The organism is Arthrobacter globiformis (genome assembly GCF_030815865.1).
Taxonomy (GTDB): Bacteria; Actinomycetota; Actinomycetes; order Actinomycetales; family Micrococcaceae; genus Arthrobacter; species Arthrobacter globiformis_B.
In genome coordinates this window covers 3,157,236-3,174,113 of the sequence record NZ_JAUSXI010000001.1, presented here as the reverse complement: position 1 = coordinate 3,174,113, position 16,878 = coordinate 3,157,236, and the positions used below count along the sequence as shown (strand labels likewise).

At 66.4% G+C, this 16,878-nt stretch carries 15 protein-coding genes; 9 read left to right on the top strand and 6 right to left on the bottom strand.

The genetic code is table 11. The features are described 5' to 3' along the window. Nucleotide 1: 1 nt before the first annotated feature. Nucleotides 2–3,157 (top strand): efflux RND transporter permease subunit, encoded by a 3,156-nt coding sequence (locus QFZ33_RS14580; protein ID WP_307028594.1) that lies wholly within the window; start codon nt 2–4, stop codon nt 3,155–3,157. Between the two features lie 30 nt (nt 3,158–3,187). On the opposite strand, the gene QFZ33_RS14575 is transcribed toward QFZ33_RS14580, so the two are convergent. Next, entirely contained in the window at nt 3,188–3,643 is a 456-nt protein-coding gene (locus QFZ33_RS14575; protein WP_307028592.1) for an SRPBCC family protein, read from the bottom strand. Between the two features lie 227 nt (nt 3,644–3,870). Between QFZ33_RS14575 and QFZ33_RS14570 the strand changes: the two genes are divergently transcribed. The 4 genes from QFZ33_RS14570 to QFZ33_RS14555 all read left to right on the top strand — a co-directional run bounded on the left by QFZ33_RS14570 (nt 3,871) and on the right by QFZ33_RS14555 (nt 8,867). After that, nucleotides 3,871–4,788 carry a LysR family transcriptional regulator gene (locus tag QFZ33_RS14570; RefSeq protein ID WP_307028590.1) on the top strand — a complete coding sequence of 306 codons (918 nt, stop codon included), beginning with the start codon at nt 3,871–3,873 and terminating at the stop codon, nt 4,786–4,788. Between the two features lie 136 nt (nt 4,789–4,924). Continuing rightward, entirely contained in the window at nt 4,925–6,022 is a 1,098-nt protein-coding gene (locus tag QFZ33_RS14565; protein WP_307028588.1) for a tartrate dehydrogenase, read from the top strand. A gap of 217 nt (nt 6,023–6,239) precedes the next feature. Continuing rightward, complete coding sequence (dctA, locus tag QFZ33_RS14560) at nt 6,240–7,706, top strand: C4-dicarboxylate transporter DctA (protein WP_307028586.1); 1,467 nt, start codon at nt 6,240–6,242, stop codon at nt 7,704–7,706. Continuing rightward, nucleotides 7,707–8,867 carry a glycerate kinase gene (locus tag QFZ33_RS14555; RefSeq protein ID WP_307028584.1) on the top strand — a complete coding sequence of 387 codons (1,161 nt, stop codon included), beginning with the start codon at nt 7,707–7,709 and terminating at the stop codon, nt 8,865–8,867. Between the two features lie 85 nt (nt 8,868–8,952). Here QFZ33_RS14555 and QFZ33_RS14550 read toward each other — a convergent pair whose 3' ends face one another. Both QFZ33_RS14550 and QFZ33_RS14545 read right to left on the bottom strand, forming a co-directional pair. After that, nucleotides 8,953–9,150: a hypothetical protein gene (locus QFZ33_RS14550; RefSeq protein ID WP_306923678.1), complete on the bottom strand. Its 198-nt coding sequence runs from the start codon at nt 9,148–9,150 to the stop codon at nt 8,953–8,955. A 140-nt stretch (nt 9,151–9,290) separates the two neighbouring features. Next, nucleotides 9,291–9,755 (bottom strand): GatB/YqeY domain-containing protein, encoded by a 465-nt coding sequence (locus QFZ33_RS14545; RefSeq protein WP_307028583.1) that lies wholly within the window; start codon nt 9,753–9,755, stop codon nt 9,291–9,293. Between the two features lie 191 nt (nt 9,756–9,946). Between QFZ33_RS14545 and QFZ33_RS14540 the strand changes: the two genes are divergently transcribed. From QFZ33_RS14540 to QFZ33_RS14525, 4 genes are read left to right on the top strand one after another with little or no spacing between them, the layout of a single operon-like run. Continuing rightward, nucleotides 9,947–10,105, top strand: a complete 159-nt coding sequence (locus QFZ33_RS14540; protein WP_307028581.1) for a hypothetical protein — start codon at nt 9,947–9,949, stop codon at nt 10,103–10,105. A gap of 40 nt (nt 10,106–10,145) precedes the next feature. Further along, entirely contained in the window at nt 10,146–10,910 is a 765-nt protein-coding gene (locus QFZ33_RS14535; protein ID WP_307028579.1) for a M50 family metallopeptidase, read from the top strand. 9 nt (nt 10,911–10,919) lie between these two features. Further along, nucleotides 10,920–12,101, top strand: a complete 1,182-nt coding sequence (locus tag QFZ33_RS14530; RefSeq protein ID WP_307028577.1) for a glutathione S-transferase family protein — start codon at nt 10,920–10,922, stop codon at nt 12,099–12,101. A 26-nt stretch (nt 12,102–12,127) separates the two neighbouring features. Continuing rightward, on the top strand, nt 12,128–13,222 hold the full coding sequence (locus QFZ33_RS14525) for an FUSC family protein (RefSeq protein ID WP_307028575.1): 1,095 nt from the start codon (nt 12,128–12,130) through the stop codon (nt 13,220–13,222). Nucleotides 13,223–13,264: 42 nt separating this feature from the next. Here QFZ33_RS14525 and QFZ33_RS14520 read toward each other — a convergent pair whose 3' ends face one another. The 3 genes from QFZ33_RS14520 to QFZ33_RS14510 are packed head-to-tail and all read right to left on the bottom strand — an operon-like array spanning nt 13,265 to nt 16,852. Then, a complete protein-coding gene (locus tag QFZ33_RS14520) occupies nt 13,265–14,176 on the bottom strand; it encodes a MaoC family dehydratase (protein WP_307028573.1) in 912 nt (303 codons plus the stop codon). Then, entirely contained in the window at nt 14,173–15,507 is a 1,335-nt protein-coding gene (locus tag QFZ33_RS14515; RefSeq protein WP_307028571.1) for a 3-oxoacyl-ACP reductase, read from the bottom strand. The genes QFZ33_RS14520 and QFZ33_RS14515 overlap by 4 nt, the downstream gene beginning before the upstream one ends. Continuing rightward, entirely contained in the window at nt 15,500–16,852 is a 1,353-nt protein-coding gene (locus QFZ33_RS14510; RefSeq protein ID WP_307028568.1) for an acetyl-CoA C-acetyltransferase, read from the bottom strand. Before QFZ33_RS14510 ends, QFZ33_RS14515 begins: the two co-directional genes overlap by 8 nt. Between the last annotated feature and the right edge of the window lie 26 nt (nt 16,853–16,878).

The following is a 16,878-nucleotide window of genomic DNA, read 5'->3' as shown; positions in this document are numbered from 1 at the left end:
CATGCGGTGGATAGTAGGAATCAGCCTCAGGTTCAGGACGATCGTTGTTGCCCTCGCCTGCGTGGTGATGCTGCTGGGATCCGTCCAGCTCAGTAGGGCATCTTTGGATGTTTTCCCGGAGTTCGCGCCCCCGCGGGTCGAGGTCCAGACTGCATGCCTGGGGCTCACGGCCCAGGAGGTGGAGGAACTCGTTTCTGTGCCGATCGAGGCGTCCCTCTCCGGAATGCCGGGGCTGGATGAGCTGAGGTCAAAGTCAGTGCCCCAGCTGTCCTCGATCGTCCTGATCTTCAAGCAGGGCACGGACCTGCTCAATGCCCGGCAGCAGGTATCCGAGCGGATGGCCGCCGTGACGGCGGCCCTGCCCACGTGGGCCGCTCCCCCGGTGATGCTGCAGCCGCTGTCCTCGACCAGCCGCGTCATGAAAATCGGCATGACGTCGTCCAGCCGGTCCATGATCGAGATGTCCATGCTTTCGTACTGGACCATCCGGGCCCGACTTTTGCGGGTCCCCGGCGTGGCCAACGTCGCCATCTGGGGCGAGAGGCTCCAGATGCTGCAGGTCCAGGTTAAACCGGAGCAGCTCAAAGCCAAGAATGTCTCGCTCAACCAGGTCATGGAAGTAACGGCCGGGGCTGTGGACGCAGGCCTGCTCCAGTACTCGCCCGGAAAATTCATCGGCACGGGCGGCTTCGTCGGCAGCCCGAACCAGCAGATGAGCATCCGCCACGTCCAGCCCATCACCAGCCCTGCGGATCTGGCCCGTGTGACCATCCGCGAAGACCACGGCACCGCACTGCACCTGGGCGACGTGGCGCGTGTGGTCGAGGACCATCAGCCGCTGATCGGTGATGCAGTCATCAACAACGGTCATGGACTGATGCTTATTGTTGAGAAGCTCCCCTGGGGCAACACGCTTGAGGTGACCAAGGGCGTTGAGGAAGCCCTTCACGAACTTCAGCCGGGCATGAGCGGCATCACCTTCGACACCACCATCTTCCGTCCGGCGAGCTTCATCGAGGAGGCCGTTTCCAACCTCAGCCTTGCCCTTCTCCTGGGGTGCCTGCTGGTGGTCATGATCCTCAGTGCGTTCCTGTTCCAGTGGCGGACAGCACTCATCAGCCTGGTCGCCATTCCGCTCTCCCTCCTCACCGCCATCATGGTGCTGTACTTAACCGGTGGATCGGTCAACACCATGATCCTGGCCGGGCTGGTCATTGCGGTGGGGGTCGTCGTCGACGACGCGATCATCGACGTCGAAAACATCATGCGCCGCTTGCGGCAGCACCGCAGCCATGGCGGCGGCGGCGGCGAATCGACGGCCTCAGTGGTGCTGAAGGCCTCCCTGGAAATGCGGAGCCCCATCGTCTACGCCACCTTGATCATTGTGGTGGCTGCCCTTCCCATTTTCTTCCTGGACGGGCTGACGGGAGTGTTCTTCAGGCCGCTTGCCGTGTCCTACACGCTGGCCGTCCTGGCATCGATGCTCGTGGCCCTGACCGTGACGCCGGCACTTGCCCTGATCCTGTTGGCCAGGGCAAAGCTGGAGCAACTCGACCCGCCGCTGGTCCGGGTGCTCAAGCGCTGGTACCACGCGGTCCTGTCCCGCATCATGAACCGGCCGCGATATGGCTATGCCGGGTTCGGGGCTCTGGCGCTGGTTGGTCTGGCGATCGCCCCGCTGCTTGGGCAGTCCTTGTTTCCCACGTTCAAGGAACGCGACTTCCTGATGCACTGGGTGTCGGAACCCGGCACGTCGGCGGCGGAGGAATACCGCATCGCCCAGCGGGGCTGCGCGGCGTTCCTCAAGGTGCCCGGCGTCCTTAACTGCGGAACGCATATCGGCCAGGCCTTCCAGGCAGACGAGATAGTTGGCGTCAATGCCGGTGAACACTGGATCAGCATCGACCGCCACGCCAACTATGAGGAGACAGTCGCAGCCGTCCAGGAAGTCGTGGACGGATACCCTGGCCTTCACCGCGATGTGCAGACGTATCTGAAGGAACGGATCGAAGAGGTCCTGACGGGTGCCAGCGAACCCATCCTCGTCCGGGTTTACGGCGACGACCTTGACGTGCTGCGCGAGCAGGCCCAGAGGATCAAGGAAATCCTCAGCGAGATAAACGGGACCGACGATCCCCACATTTCCCTGGAAGTCGACGTCCCGCAGATCACGGTTAAGGTGAACCTGGCCGCCGCGGAGAAGTACGGCCTCAAGCCCGGGGACGTGCGGCGCGCTGCGGCGACGCTCGTGGCCGGGGAAGAGGTGGGCGACGTCTTCCGGGACGGAAGGGCCTACGACGTCCAGGTCTGGAGTACACCGGAAACCCGGGCAAACGTCACCTCCATCCAGGACCTGCCCATCGATACGCCAAGTGGGAAGCGTGTGCGCCTCTCCGACGTCGCCGCCGTCAACGTGCAGGCCACCCCGAACCTCATCGACCGCACGAACGGTTCCCGCCGGGTCGAAGTGGGATCCTTTATCGACCCCGGGGCGGACCTCGGCCACGTTGTCACACAGCTGCAGGAACGCCTGGAGTCCCTCAACCTGCCCGCCGGCTACAGCGTCCAGCTATTGGGCGAATACACGGAGCGGCAGGCAGCCACTGATCGACTCATGATTTTCGCTGTTGCGGCGCTGATTTTGATCCTCGTCCTCCTCCAGGCGTCCTTCCGCAGCTGGCGGCTGGCCGTCCTGGCCCTCCTGACGCTGCCCATCGCGCTCGTGGGCGGGGTCCTGGCCGCGTACTTCACCGGAGGCGTACTGTCGCTGGGTTCGCTCGTGGGGTTCCTCACGGTCATGGGGATCGCGGCCCGGAACGGCATCCTGCTCATCAGCCATTGCCAGCATCTGGAAAGGACCGAGGGGGTTGCGTTCAGCGGCTCGCTCGTGCTGCGCGGCGCCGGTGAACGGCTTTCCCCGATCCTCATGACCACCCTTGCCACCGGACTTGCCCTGGTGCCACTGGTCATCATGGGGGATGTACCCGGCCATGAGATCGAATACCCGATGGCCGTGGTCATCCTCGGCGGACTCCTGACCTCCACGCTGCTCAACCTGTTTATTGTGCCGTCGCTTTACCTGCGGTTCGCCCAGTCGAGGACATCCCGGAAGGCGGCAGAACAGGAGCTTGCAGGACAGGAGCTGGCCGTTCAGTAGGCGGACTGCTTGCCCTTGACCGCCGGAGCATCACTCAGCCCGTGCTCCGGCGGTCAGGTGCAGGTTGCGCGTCTCAATGAGCTTGCGGAGATAGCGCGCCAGGAGGAATTTCTCCGCGAGGCGGCCCAGGAGCCCGAACGGCGCCGCGAAGTCGATCCGGTCCACCATGACGGTTCCGGCCGGGCCCGCACTGAATTCGTGGACATGGCGAAAGCGAAGGAACGGCCCCCGGACCTGTTCATCAACGAAGTAATGAGGTGCCTGCATCTCGGTAATCCGGCTCGTCATCCGTATCGGCAGCCCGAAGTGCCAGGCGCGCCATGTCACCTCCTGCCCCAAGGCGATAAGCCCCGACGTGACACCACCAACGGCTTCCTCCCGGGAACGGGCCATCGAGTCCTTGTGGGCGTCGATGCTCCGGGAGAGGTCAAACAGCTCGGTCATCCCGAGGGTTGTCCGTGAGGTGCATTCGAAAGTGACGGCCATGCTCAGAGTATGCCAGCAGTTTCACCGGCGCCCCGGACGCGCAGCTGACGATCAGCCAGACGAAGCGGGCGCATCCGGGCAACCCTCCGGCGCCGTGGCGGGCGTTCGGATCACATCCCGCGGCCGCTGATAGGCGTAAGCTATCAGAGCCTCGGCAGGCCTCCGCCACGAAAGGGGCAGGGCCAGGTCGGGGCCAAACAGCAGACCAGACCGGAAATGGAGCTGGCGTGGACACCCGGAAGCTGAAGTACTTCCTGGCGGTGGTTGACCATGACGGATTCAACCGCGCGGCAGAACACCTGCTCATCGCACAGCCGTCCCTGTCCCAGACCATCGCCAGCCTGGAGAAGGACCTGGGCGTGCCGCTGTTCCACCGCATCGGGCGCCGGGCCGTGCTCAGCGAGGCCGGAAAGGAACTAGTGGGCCCCGCCCGGCTGGTGATGCGGGATCTGGACGCAGCCCAGTCCGCCGTGCAGGCGCTCCGCGGCCTGCGGAGCGGCCGCCTGGACATCATCACCATGCCCTCCCCCGGCATCGAGCCGCTGACATCCATGACCGCCGAGTTCACCAGGCTGCACCCGGAGGTCCGCCTCAACGTCAGCGCCGCCTTCACTCCGGAGGAGGTCGTCGAGTCTGTCCGCAGCGGCAGCACCGAAATCGGCTTGGCCGGCTCCTCCAGTCCCATCCGAGTCCCGGGAGTTAACGTCCTGGACCTGGAACGCCAGCCGCTCATCCTCATCGTCAACCCCCAAGCGGACACGTTCACCGCCGGGAGCACCATCCAGCGGGAGGACCTGGACGGGCACCGGCTGATCGCCAGCCAGCGGGGATCACTGATGCGCTGGCTCGTGGACGACGCCCTTGCCCATGGCGTTAAAGCCGAAATCGTCGTCGAAGTCGCGCACCGGACCTCCATCCTGCCGCTGGTGCTGGCGGGCGTCGGACACGCCGTCATGCCATCGTCCTGGGCGCCGACGGCGCACAAGGCCGGACTGCGCACCCTGCAGATCGAACCCGTTTCCCACCTGGACGTGGCCATCCTCAGCCGGAAGGACGGCCTGACACCCGCTGCCCGCGCGTTCCTGAAGGTTGCTGAGCTGCACGTGGTGAAGGAGCCAGACGCCGACCAGTCGCTGGAGCGATAGGCAGAACCTATCTGCCGTATCGAAACTAAGTCTTGGACGCGCATAGCCGCCGGGCCGTCTACTTGAAGAGGAAGAAAACAGTGTGACCCCGCTAGCAGGACCACGCTGCCAACAAACTCAACGAGGAGGTAGGCACATGAGCGCCACCCAGAAATTCAGCATCGCTTCAATCCCCGCAGACGGCGTCGGCAAAGAGGTTGTCTCCGCCGGCCGCCGTGTCCTGGACGCCCTGGCAGAGAACTCCGGCGGCAAGTTCGCCTTCAACTGGACCGAGTTCCCCTGGGGCTGCGGTTACTACGAAAAGACCGGCCAGATGATGGACCCCAACGGCCTGGAGGCCCTTAAGGACTTCGACGCCATCTACTTCGGCGCGGTCGGCTGGGAAAACGTCCCGGACCACATCAGCCTGTGGGGCCTGCGCCTGAACATCACCCAAAACTTTGACCAGTGGGCCAACATCCGCCCCGTGAAGTTCCTCCCCGGCGTCCAGTCCCCGCTCCGCAAGGCCGACACCACCGAACTCGACTGGATTGTTGTCCGCGAGAACAGCGAAGGCGAGTACGCGGGCCTCGGCGGCCGGAACCTAAGCGGCCGCGGCCCCGGCAACGAAGTCGCCCTGCAGACCGCACTGTTCACCGAGAAGGGCTGCGAACGCATCATGCGCTTCGCCTTCGACCTGGCCCGCACCCGCACGGTGAAGAAGGTTTCCTCCGTCACCAAGTCCAACGCCCAGCAGTACGGCATGGTCCTTTGGGACGAAGTCTTCAACCGCGTCGCTCTGGACTACCCGGACGTACAGACTGAGAGCGTCCTGGTGGACGCTATGAGCGCCAAGTTCATCCTCAAGCCCGAGGACCTCTCTGTGGTTGTCGCATCCAACCTCAATGCCGACATCCTGTCCGACCTGGGGTCGGCACTGGCCGGTAGCCTGGGCCTGGCCGCCAGCGCCAACCTGAACCCGGAACGCCGCTTCCCGTCCATGTTCGAACCGGTCCACGGTTCCGCCCCGGACATCGCCGGCAAGGGCATCAGCAACCCGATCGGTGCGATCGCCAGCGCCGCGCTCATGCTGGACCACTTCGGCCTGCACGAGGAGGCCCGCCGCGTGGAGGCTGCCATCGAGCAGGCCACGGGTTCCGGCCACCTGACCCGCGACGTCGGGGGCGACGCCAGCACCGACGACGTCACCGAGGCCATCATCAAGGCCCTCACCCACACCCTGGCCGCCGTCTAGCGCGGAGGTCCCGCCCCAACGCTCGCAAGCTCGGGTCTGGACCCTCGGGACGCCGCTTGTGCCGCACTTATTAAGCGTCCGACGGCGGCCTGCCCGCCGCCGTCGGACGCGCGGAGGTCCCGTCCCAACGCGCGCAAGCGCGCGTCGGGGCCCTCGGGACGCCGCTTAGCCCAACCCAAGACCGTCTCCAGCGATATTCCACAATGAGGTAGGAATCATGGACCACATCACCAACGCCGGCAACGCCACCGTGACGCCGGCACCAAAGACCCGCTGGTACAAGCAACTGTACTTCTGGGTATTGACCGCCATTCTCATCGGCATCCTCGTTGGCTGGCTCGCGCCGTCGACGGGCATCGCCATGGAACCCATCGGCACCACCTTCGTGAATTCCATGAAGATGCTCATCGGGCCGATTGTGTTCCTCACGATTGTCGGCGGCATCGCCAGCGTCGCCGACCTGAAAAAGGTCGGCATGACAGGCTTGAAGGCCCTGACCTACTTCCAGATCGGCACCATCTGCGCCATGGTCTTCGGCCTGGTCGCCATCAACGTCTTCCGCTTGGGCGACGGCGTCAACGCCGACGCCAGCACCATCAAGACGTCCGATTCCGCGGCGAAACTGATCGACGCCGGCGCCCACCAGGAATGGTGGCAGTTCCTCACCCACATCATCCCCAACAGCATCGTCGGGCCCTTCGTCGAGGGCGACATCCTGCAGATCATCTTCATCGCCGTCGTCTTCGGCATCGCCCTGAACGCCATGGGCAAGGTAGGCGCCCCTGTCCTGGACGGTGTGCAGCGCCTGACCGGGGTGATGTTCAAGATCCTGAGCTTCATCATGAAGGCCGCCCCGCTCGGCGCATTCGGCGCCATGGCGTTCGCTGTCGGCAAGTACGGCGTCTCCTCGCTCACCAGCATGGGCGGGCTGATTGCGCTCTTCTACGTCACTTCGATCCTGTTCATCGTGGTGGTCCTCGGCTCCGTCATGGCATTCCTGAAGCTGAACATCTTCACGATGATGCGGCACCTCAAAGAGGAATACATGCTCATCCTGGGCACCTCCACGGCGGAACCGGCCCTCCCTGGCCTGATGCGCAAGCTGGAGCACGCCGGTGTGAAGAAGGAAACCGTTGGACTCGTTGTGCCCACCGGCTACAGCTTCAACCTCGACGGTGCCGCCATCTACCTCTCCCTGGCAGCCCTCTACATCGCCCAGGCCACCAACACCGACCTGACCATCGGCCAGCAGCTGGGCCTGCTCGCCGTCATGCTGCTCACCTCCAAGGGCGCGGCCGGTGTCGCAGGCGGCGGCTTCATCGCCCTCACCGCAACCCTGACCACCATCGGCACCATCCCGGCCGCCGGCATCATGCTCATCTTCGGCATCGACAAGTTCATGTCCGAATGCCGGGCCATCGTGAACTTCACCGGCAACGCCGTGGCCACGCTCTTCATCGCCTGGTGGGACCGGACCCTCGACGCAGACCGCGCACGCCGCGTCTTCGCTGGTGAAACTGTCGAGCCGATGCCCGCAGAGGATCCCGTGCATCTCGACGACGTGACTGACACCGACGACGACCTGACCGAATACGGCCACCACGACCCCAAGCACGGGGATGCCCGGCACCCCACCGCCGGTACCGCACCTGACCGCAGCCCGGCCTACTCGGAATCCGCATAGATGCCTACCGCGACTGCCCCAAGGCCCGTCCGGGCCCTGATCGCACCTGACAAGTTCAAAGGCAGCCTCACCGCGGCTGAGGTGGCTGATGCCGTGGCCGCGGGGCTCCGCTCCGCAGCTGATGTGTCCGGCATCGCCGGAGCGGTCCAGTGTGAACTGCTTCCACTGGCCGACGGCGGCGACGGTAGCGTCGATGCCGCCGTCACCTCCGGCTTCGCGCGCCGAAGCTGCACTGTTGCCGGGCCCACCGGCCAGCCTGTCCAGGCGGCCGTCGCGTTCGACGGATCCACGGCCGTGGTCGAGGTTGCCAACACCTGCGGACTGGCACTCCTGCCGGAGGGACAGCTGAAACCGCTGAACGCCTCCAGCCGAGGTTTCGGGGAAGCCGTCCTGCTTGCCCTCAGCCTCAAGCCCGCCAGGATCGTGCTGGCACTCGGCGGAAGCGCCAGCACCGACGGCGGCATGGGAATGCTCACGGCCCTGGGCTACCGCTTCCTCGACGCCCACGGACGGCAGCTGGACGGCAACGGCAGGACCCTGGGCCAGATCCACGCCATCCAGCGAACCCACTTCCCGGAACTCGCCGGCACGGAACTGATCATGGCCAGCGATGTCCACAACCCGCTGCTCGGACCCCAGGGCGCTCCTGCAGTCTTCGGACCGCAGAAAGGCGCCGGGTCCACAGAGATTGCGGCCCTCGATGACGGCCTGGCGCACCTCGTGGGCAAGCTGTCAGAGGCAGGCATCCCCCAGGCCGCGGCCCTGGCAGGGCACGCAGGGGCAGGAAGCGCCGGAGGACTCGGCTACGCCTGCCTGCTGCTGGGGGCAAGGCAGGTGTCAGGTGCCGATTACTTCCTGGACCTGCTGGACTTCGACGCCCGCAAGGACAACTGCGACGTCGTCATCACTGGCGAGGGGAGCATCGACGAACAGACCCTGGCAGGCAAGCTTCCTGCCGCCGTCGCCCGCCGCTCGGGCGGCCGCCCGATCATCGCGGTGGCTGGCAGATCACTGCTCCCGAGGGAGCGCTGGGCCGAGATGTCGTTGAACCGGGTGTACACGCTGGCGGAGTACACGGACCGGGACTCCGCCAGCGACCCCGGGCTGTCCGCCGCACTGCTGCACCGGATCGGACAGGACATAGCAGCGGGACTCCGGTAGCAAAGCCCTTGCCATCCGCCCTCCTGAAGAATGGCCGCGAGCAAAAAGAAAGGCCCCGCAGCGGCGGGGCCTTTCTTTGCTGTGCTTATGCGTTCTCGCGGATGCGGTCAGGCTCACGGTCAGCGGTTTCCTCAAGCCGGGCGAGGTAGGCCCACATCCTGCTTTCCTCTGCCTGCACCTGGGGTTCGGGGGTCTCGGCCGGCCTTGCTTCCGGACGTCCCTCGGCCTCCTTGGCCGCTTCCTTCCTGTAATTCCGCCATCCCTCACACGATGAATAGCACATCACCGACCTCCTAACAGTTGGTGTACTTTCATCGTCCTCCCATAACCGGGCAGTGTCGATTGCCGTTCAGTGTCGATTGCCGTTCAGTGTCGACTGCCGTTCACTTTCGACCGCCTTGGAGGTCGCCCCGCCCAACCTGCTCAGGTCAGCCGCTGGCGGACGATGTCGCTGACGGCCTTGCCGTCGAAGCGGCCTGCAACCCGGGCCGTCACCGGCTTCATCACTGCGCCCATGTGCCGCACGGACAGTTCCGTGCCCTCCGCCCGCAAACCCTCGATGACTTCATCGACGATGCCCTCCACCTCGGCGGCAGCGAGGGCCTTCGGCAGGTATGCCTCAATGACCTCCGCTTCGGCGACTTCCGCCGCTGCCCGCTCCGATTCACCCGCTTCGGTGTAGATGCGTGCCGTGTCGCGCCGTTTCGCCGCTTCCTTTTGCAGCAGTGCCGTCACCTGCGCGTCGTCCAGCTCCACGGGCGTTTTGCCGGACTTCTCCCGAGTTTCGATCTCGCCCAGGACGCTGCGCACGGTGCCCAGGGCCACCTTGTTGTGCTCCTTCAGATGTGCAACGACGTCCCCGTGCAGCCGTTCCTTCAGCGTGGCCATGATTTCCTTCTCTCGGGATCGGTGTGTACCTCAATCGTGGACCCGCTGGCCTGTAGCGCCTAGGACGCAGCAATGCCCAAGGACCCCCACCGCGCACAGACCCGCACTACAGAGGGCCGGTGGCGCCCAGGATCAGGTGTTGCCGCGTGTCCTTCGCCGCTGCCTGCGGCAGTCGCACATATGTTCTATATATGGAAGAGGAACATCCCGGTGAACTTGCCGGGCAGATGTCAATCAGTGAGCTCCTTGTCGCGATGGGCGAAGCCCCCGTGGAAAGCATGCTGCATCTGGTGGTCCCTGACGACGCCTCATCGCTGATGGAGGACCCGCCCACGCTGCCCGGGCTATGAGCAGGGCCCGAAAGGCATTGCCCCTGTAGCCTTGATTCCTATGGTTTATGTCCAAGTCCCCGGCCCGTCCCTGCCCGAACAATGGTGGGACCGGGTGGCAGCCGGATTCACCCAGACCGCCGTTCCCGCGGTCTCCGTCACCGAGCTCCTGGCGGTCGTGCTCATCGCGGCGGTGCTGTCCGTTCCCCGCGCGACATGGCGATATTTCGGCCTGCTCGCCACGGTGACCCATGAACTGGGGCACGCCTTTGCTGCCCTGACCAGTGGCCAGCGGCTGGGAGGCATCCGGCTGCAGCTGAATCACGGCGGCACCACCACGTCCTATACCCGGGGGCGCGCCGCCGCTGTGTGGTCAGGGTTCTGGGGCTATCCCGTTCCCGGCCTGACCGGCGCCGCGCTGGTATGGGCGGGCTTCAGCGGCTGGGGCCCGGCCGCCATGTCTGCCGGACTGATGATCCTGCTGGCGTCGCTGATCTTCATCCGCAATGCCGCCGGCGTGCTCATCCTCCTTGGGGCGGTGGTGGCGGTGGCGGCCATGATCATCAATGTGCCCGCCGCGTTCACCGGCCACGCGGCCATCATCCTGGGCGTCGCCCTTCTCGTTGCCGCCGTCCGGGACCTGCTCAAGCTGACCAATGTCCACCTCCGCCGCCGCGACCAGTTGCGGTCCTCCGACGCCTACATCCTCTACCGCGCCACTGCAGTGCCCTCCGGCGTCTGGATCGCCCTGTTCTCCCTGGTGGTGGCAGCCTGCTGGCTGGTCGCCTGGCAGCCCATGTCGCGGGTCTTTGGGGCGGCAACATAGTCTGGAGCCATGAGTGAGAAGACCAACACAGTCGAAGCACACGGCAGGGGACGCCACGCAGGGGAACCGCGCAGTCGGGAACTGCACGCGGCGGAGCCCCGCAGCACAGAACAACAGGGCGCGGATCAACACGGCGCGGATCAACACAGTGGCGATCAACACAGCACCAAGGGTGCGTACGTCACCGGCGGCGAATTCAACCGGGACACCAACTACATCGAGGACCGCATCACCCGGGACGGCACGCCAGGGCCGAACGGTGAACCGGGCTGGCCCGTGGAACCGGGGCGCTACCGGCTAATTGCCGCGCGGGCGTGCCCGTGGGCCAACCGCACCGTCATCGTCCGCAGGCTCCTGGGGCTCGAGGACGTCATCAGCCTCGGCCAGCCCGGCCCCACCCACGATGCCCGGTCCTGGAGCTTTGACCTGGACGCCGACGGCAAGGACCCCGTGCTGGGCATCGAGCGGCTGCAGGAAGCCTACTTCCGCCGTTTCCCGGACTACCCCCGCGGCATCACGGTTCCTGCTTTGGTGGACACCGCCAGCGGCGCCGTCGTGACCAACAACTACCCCCAGATCACGCTGGACTTCTCCACGGAATGGACCGAGTTCCACCGCACGGGTGCGCCGCAGCTGTACCCGGAGCACCTGCGCGGGGAAATCGACAGCATCAGCAAGCGCGTCTTCACCGAGGTCAACAACGGTGTGTACAGGTGCGGCTTCGCCGGGTCGCAGGAAGCCTACGATGCTGCCCACACCCGGCTGTGGAACGCGATGGACTGGCTCGAGGAACGACTCACCGGCCAGAGATACCTGGTGGGCGACTCCATCACCGAGGCGGACGTCCGGCTCTTCACCACGCTGGCGCGCTTCGATGCCGTCTACCACGGCCACTTCAAGTGCAACCGGAACAAGCTCAGCGAAATGCCGGCGCTATGGGCCTATGCCCGGGACCTGTTCCAGACACCCGGCTTCGGGGACACCGTCGACTTCCTGCAGATCAAACAGCACTACTACATAGTGCACGAGGACATCAATCCCACGCAGATCGTCCCCGGGGGCCCGGACCTGACCGGGTGGCTGGCCGCCCATGGGAGGGAGTCCTTGGGAGGAAGCCCCTTCGGCGAGGGAACTCCGCCGGGACCGGTGAAGGCCGGCGAGGAAGTGGCTGCCGGGCACGGTGCCGCCTAGCCCCCGCGGCCAGGGCTGGAGAAGAGATGGCACGCGATAAGTTGCCGCGGAGGGTCTGGCGCTCGGTGGCCACTAGCTTTGCCCGCGCCCTGGCAGCGCCGCGCCTTCAGCTGGCAGCCAAGGCCGGGCTGGCGGCGGGCATCGCGTTTTGGGTGGCGCCCCTCATGCCGGGTGCGGCCGCCCACTACGCGTACTACGCCCCGCTCGGCGCACTGGTGGCCATGTATGAAAACGTGTCGGGTTCGATGCGCCAGGGTTTACAGACACTTGTGGGCCTGGGCGCGGGCATCGCCCTGGCGTTTGTACTGATCAGTTTCGGCGCCACGCCGCTCAGTGTGGCCGCTGTCATGGCACTGGGCGTCCTGCTGGCCGGGCTTCCGCGCCTGGGCGCGGGCCGCGACTGGATTCCGACGGCGGCCCTGCTGGTGCTGCTGGTGGGAGGCCAGAACCCGGATGATTTCTCATTCGGCTACCTGCTCCAGATGGGTGTGGGCGTCGCCGTCGGCATCGCCGTCAACCTGCTGGTGTTTCCGCCGCTGCACTTCAACGCTGCCGCCCTGAGCCTTGCGGAGCTGAGGCTGTCTCTGGCCCGCCAGCTGCAGGACATGGGGGCGGCCATGCACGAAAAATGGCCTCCCGAACATGAGGACTGGTCGCGGAGGTCCGAGGACCTGGCGCAGTCAGCCCGCTCCGTCCGGGCAGCGGTGCAGAAGGCTGACGCCAGCCGGGAGGCCAATCCGCGCCGGCGGTTCCATCCCCGTGACGTGGACAAGGACTACCGCACCGTCCGCGAACTGGAGCAGATCACCTTCCACATCCAGGACATGACCGAAGTGCTCGCGGACGTCATCTGGAACGAAGACATGCCCTTCATCATCCCGCTCCCCTACAGCGAACCCCTTGCGGAGGCGCTGACGGCTGTGGGCGAGGTGCTCCGTTCTGCGGAGGAGGACGACGCCGACCGGCGGGCCGAGCTCTACCAGGCAGCCCGCTCGGCGGTCGCCTCGCTCGAGGCACGCACCGCCTCCGAGGACACTGAGGCCGGCACTCCGAGCGCCGCAGGATCAATCCTGCTGAGCCTGCACCGCATCCTGCGCGTGGCCAACCCGAACAGGAGGTAGCCCCGGCCGCAGCACGTCCGCCGTGCTGCAGCACGCCTCGTGCTACAGCGCCACCACCGATCCGCTGAAGTGCTTGCGGCCGGACTTCGGGCTCCAGGCCACGTAGTCGGACCGCAGCCAGCCGCCGTCCCCGGCCTCCGCCGTCGAAATGTCCAGCGCCACCCGCGCCGGTAGGAAAACGGGAGCCTCGAACCCCACCTCCCAGCGGAACGCGTCGCCTTTGGCCGCGCCCACGTCCGCCAGCGCCCTCGACGCCAGGTACATGCCGTGGGCGATAGACCGGCGCAGGCCCAGGGCCTTGGCGGAGAGAACACTCAGGTGGATCGGGTTGAAGTCCCCCGACACGGCAGCGTAGGCGCGGCCGGTGTCCACGCCCAGCTGCCAGAGTCCCGTGGGGTCCGGAGCCGTAAAACCCTGCGGCGCGGCTGCTGCCGAGGCCTTGTCGATGCCGGGCAGGAACACGCCCTTGGCGAGGTAGGTGGACACGCCGCTCCAGCAGATGTCGCCGCCACCGGAAGTGCGCACCTCCGCCACGATGTCCAGCTGCGTTCCGGCGCGGTGTGCCCGGAGCGTCTCCGCCCTGGCCACGATGTCCAGCGGTTCAGTGAACCTGACCGGCCTGCGGTACTCAATCACATTCCGCAGATGGATCATCCCCAGAAGGGGCAGCGGGAAGTCGTCGCGGTTCAATACGCTCATGGCCAGAGGAAACGCCAGGGCATGGATGAACCCTGCTGGCAGCACGTCACTGGCAGTCTCACCCAGCAGGTGCTGGTACGCCGTTAGGTTTTCGACGTCGGGCCGGACGTCCCGGACTTGGTGACTCACGGCGGGCAGCACGGCGGCGGCATGCGAGCCCAGGATCCTGCGGCGGGCCGCTGTGGCCGCCGCGTTCACGTACAGCTTGGAGAGCGACGGCATCTCCCCCAGGATGAGAGGCTGGCCGCCGGTCATGCCCCCACCAGGTTTTGTCCGCACACCCTCAGCACCTCTCCGGAAATGCCCCCGGCGGAATCGCCCGAGAGGAAGGAAATAGCCTCGGCGACGTCCTCCGGCTGCCCGCCCTGCTGCAGGGAGTTCAGCCGCCGGGCAATCTCCCGGGTGGCGAAGGGAATCCGCGCGGTCATCTCTGTCTCGATGAATCCGGGCGCCACGGCATTGATCGAACCGCCGTATTCCGCCAGCAGCGGTGCGGTGGCCCGGACCATGCCCATCACCCCGCCCTTGGACGCTGCATAGTTGGTTTGTCCGCGGTTGCCGGCAATGCCGCTCGTCGAGGCGACCGAAACGATGCGCGGCGCGGAACGGAAGTGCCCGGAGGCAAGGAGCGCCTCGTTGATGCGCAGTTGGGCGGCGATGTTCACATCAATTACCGAACCCCAACGGGACTGGTCCATGTTGACCAGCAGTTTGTCCCGGGTGATGCCGGCATTGTGGACAACGATGTCGAGCCGGCCGTGGCGCTGCACGGCATGGTCAATGATTCGTTGCCCGGCATCGTCGCGCGTGATGTCCAGCTGCAGCGCGGTTCCCCGGATCCCGTTGGCGACCTCCGCCAGATGGTCCCCGGCCGCGGGAACGTCCACCGCCACAACAGTGGCGCCGTCGCGGTGCAGTGTCCGGGCGATGGCCGCGCCAATCCCGCGGGCCGCGCCCGTCACCAGGGCGACCTTCCCCGCGAGCGGTGCGTCGGCGTCGTCGGGCATCCTGCCGTCCGCGGAACTGACGCGGACGGACTGGCCGTCCACGAACGCGGACCGGCCGGAGAGGAAGAAGCGCAGCGCGCCCAGGGCTGACGGGGCGGTGGGACTAATGTCCTCAGCCAGGAGGATGCCGTTGCCGGTGGCGCCGCCGCGCAGTTCCTTCGCCAGGGAACGCAGTAGCCCGTCCACGCCTTGCCTGGCGGCGGCCGTGGCCGGCGTTCCGCCGGGCACGCGCGAGACAGTCACCACGCGTCCGCCGGGGGCAAGATCGCGAAGCGACGGCGCTGCCGCCAGGACCGGCTGCTCCAGGTCGCCGGGGGCTTTGACGGCATCAAGGACCAGTACGATTCCGCCGAGCTTTTCCTTGGGAACAGCGTGGCGGCGGACGTCGAGTCCCCAGGAAAGCAGCGCCGCCGCGATCCCGTCTGCACCGGGTCCGGAGCCGCCAACCAGGACCGGCCCCTCGATCAGTGGCTGGCCGGGCCGGTAGCGCCGAAGCTCGGCCGGCTGCGGCAGGCCGAGCTTCCGTGCGAGATCCCGTCCGAGGCCGTGGCTAACCAGCCTTGCGTAGGTGTCAGTCATGGATTTCCCCCGGGGTGGTTCCTTCCGAGTAGGCTTCGAGCAGCGCGACGACGCCCTGGCCGCCGGCGGCGCAGACGGAGACGAGTCCCAGGGCGGGACGCACGCCGGTATTGCCCTTTTCATGCAGCATTTTCGCAAGCGTGGCAACGATCCGGCCGCCCGTGGCAGCGAACGGGTGCCCGGCAGCCAGGGATGATCCGTTGACGTTCAGCTTGGAGCGGTCGACCTTGCCGAAGGCGCCGTCCAGCCCGAGCCGCTCGCGGCCGAACTTCTCGTCCTCCCACGCGGCCAGCGTGCTCAGCACCGTCCCGGCAAAGGCTTCGTGGATCTCGAAGTAGTCGATGTCGTCCAGGGTGAGGCCGTTGCGGGCCAGCAGGCGCGGGACGGCGAACACCGGCGCCATCAGCAGCCCGTCCTTGCCGTGGACGAAATCCACGGCGGCTGCCTCGCCGTCCAGGACGGTGGCGAGCTTGGGCAGGTCGTGCCCGTCCGCCCAGTCCTCCGAGGCGAGCAGTACCGTGGAGGCGCCGTCCGTCAGCGGCGTGGAGTTGCCGGCCGTCATGGTGGCTTCCGAGCCCAGGTTCCGGCCGAACACGGGCTTCAGCGACGCCATCTTCTCGGGGCTCGTGTCCGGCCTGAGGTTGGAGTCTCGGGTGAGCCCGCGGTAGGGCGTGAGCAGATCGTCGAAAAACCCGGCATCGTAGGCGGCCGCGAGGTTCCGGTGGCTGTTGAGGGCAAGCTCGTCCTGGGCCTCGCGGGAGATGTTCCACTGGGCGGTGGTCAGGGCCTGGTGCTCACCCATCGACAGTCCGGTGCGGGGCTCTCCGGTGTTTGGTGCGTCCGGGGCGAGGTCCTTGGGGCGCAGGCGGGCGAGGATCTGAAGCCGCTGCGGGAGTGTCTTGGCGCGGCTGAGGTCCAGCAGCACCTCGCGGAGGCCTTCGCTGACGGCAATGGGGGCGTCGGAGGCGGAGTCCACGCCGCCCGCGATGGCCGAGTCCAGTTGGCCGAGCCTGATCTTGTTGGCCAGGCCCAGCACTGTTTCCAGGCCGGTGGCGCAGGCCTGCTGGAGGTCATAGGCGGGAGTTTCCGGCGACAGCGCAGAGCCCAGGACTGCTTCGCGCGTCAGGTTGAAGTCCCGGGAGTGCTTGAGGACGGCGCCCGCGGCCACCTCGCCGATGCGTTCCTCCTGGAGGCCGAAGCGGGCGATCAGGCCGTCCAGGGCTGCGGTGAGCATGTCCTGGTTGGACGACTTGGTGTAGGCACCGCCCGTCCGGGCGAACGGGATCCTGTTGCCGCCGACCACCACGGCCTTCCGCACGGTTTGAGGCTGTCCATCCACGGGCATGTGCTATCTCCTTTGATCCGACTGGT

Bases quoted from the DNA above. Each gene is read 5' to 3' on its own strand.
- QFZ33_RS14580 (WP_307028594.1), top strand. From the start codon at position 2: ATGCGGTGGATAGTAGGAATCAGCCTCAGGTTCAGGACGATCGTTGTT.
- QFZ33_RS14575 (WP_307028592.1), bottom strand. From the start codon at position 3,643: ATGGCCGTCACTTTCGAATGCACCTCACGGACAACCCTCGGGATGACC.
- QFZ33_RS14565 (WP_307028588.1), top strand. From the start codon at position 4,925: ATGAGCGCCACCCAGAAATTCAGCATCGCTTCAATCCCCGCAGACGGC.
- dctA (WP_307028586.1), top strand. From the start codon at position 6,240: ATGGACCACATCACCAACGCCGGCAACGCCACCGTGACGCCGGCACCA.
- QFZ33_RS14555 (WP_307028584.1), top strand. From the start codon at position 7,707: ATGCCTACCGCGACTGCCCCAAGGCCCGTCCGGGCCCTGATCGCACCT.
- QFZ33_RS14550 (WP_306923678.1), bottom strand. From the start codon at position 9,150: ATGTGCTATTCATCGTGTGAGGGATGGCGGAATTACAGGAAGGAAGCG.
- QFZ33_RS14545 (WP_307028583.1), bottom strand. From the start codon at position 9,755: ATGGCCACGCTGAAGGAACGGCTGCACGGGGACGTCGTTGCACATCTG.
- QFZ33_RS14540 (WP_307028581.1), top strand. From the start codon at position 9,947: ATGGAAGAGGAACATCCCGGTGAACTTGCCGGGCAGATGTCAATCAGT.
- QFZ33_RS14535 (WP_307028579.1), top strand. From the start codon at position 10,146: ATGGTTTATGTCCAAGTCCCCGGCCCGTCCCTGCCCGAACAATGGTGG.
- QFZ33_RS14530 (WP_307028577.1), top strand. From the start codon at position 10,920: ATGAGTGAGAAGACCAACACAGTCGAAGCACACGGCAGGGGACGCCAC.
- QFZ33_RS14525 (WP_307028575.1), top strand. From the start codon at position 12,128: ATGGCACGCGATAAGTTGCCGCGGAGGGTCTGGCGCTCGGTGGCCACT.
- QFZ33_RS14520 (WP_307028573.1), bottom strand. From the start codon at position 14,176: ATGACCGGCGGCCAGCCTCTCATCCTGGGGGAGATGCCGTCGCTCTCC.
- QFZ33_RS14515 (WP_307028571.1), bottom strand. From the start codon at position 15,507: ATGACTGACACCTACGCAAGGCTGGTTAGCCACGGCCTCGGACGGGAT.
- QFZ33_RS14510 (WP_307028568.1), bottom strand. From the start codon at position 16,852: ATGCCCGTGGATGGACAGCCTCAAACCGTGCGGAAGGCCGTGGTGGTC.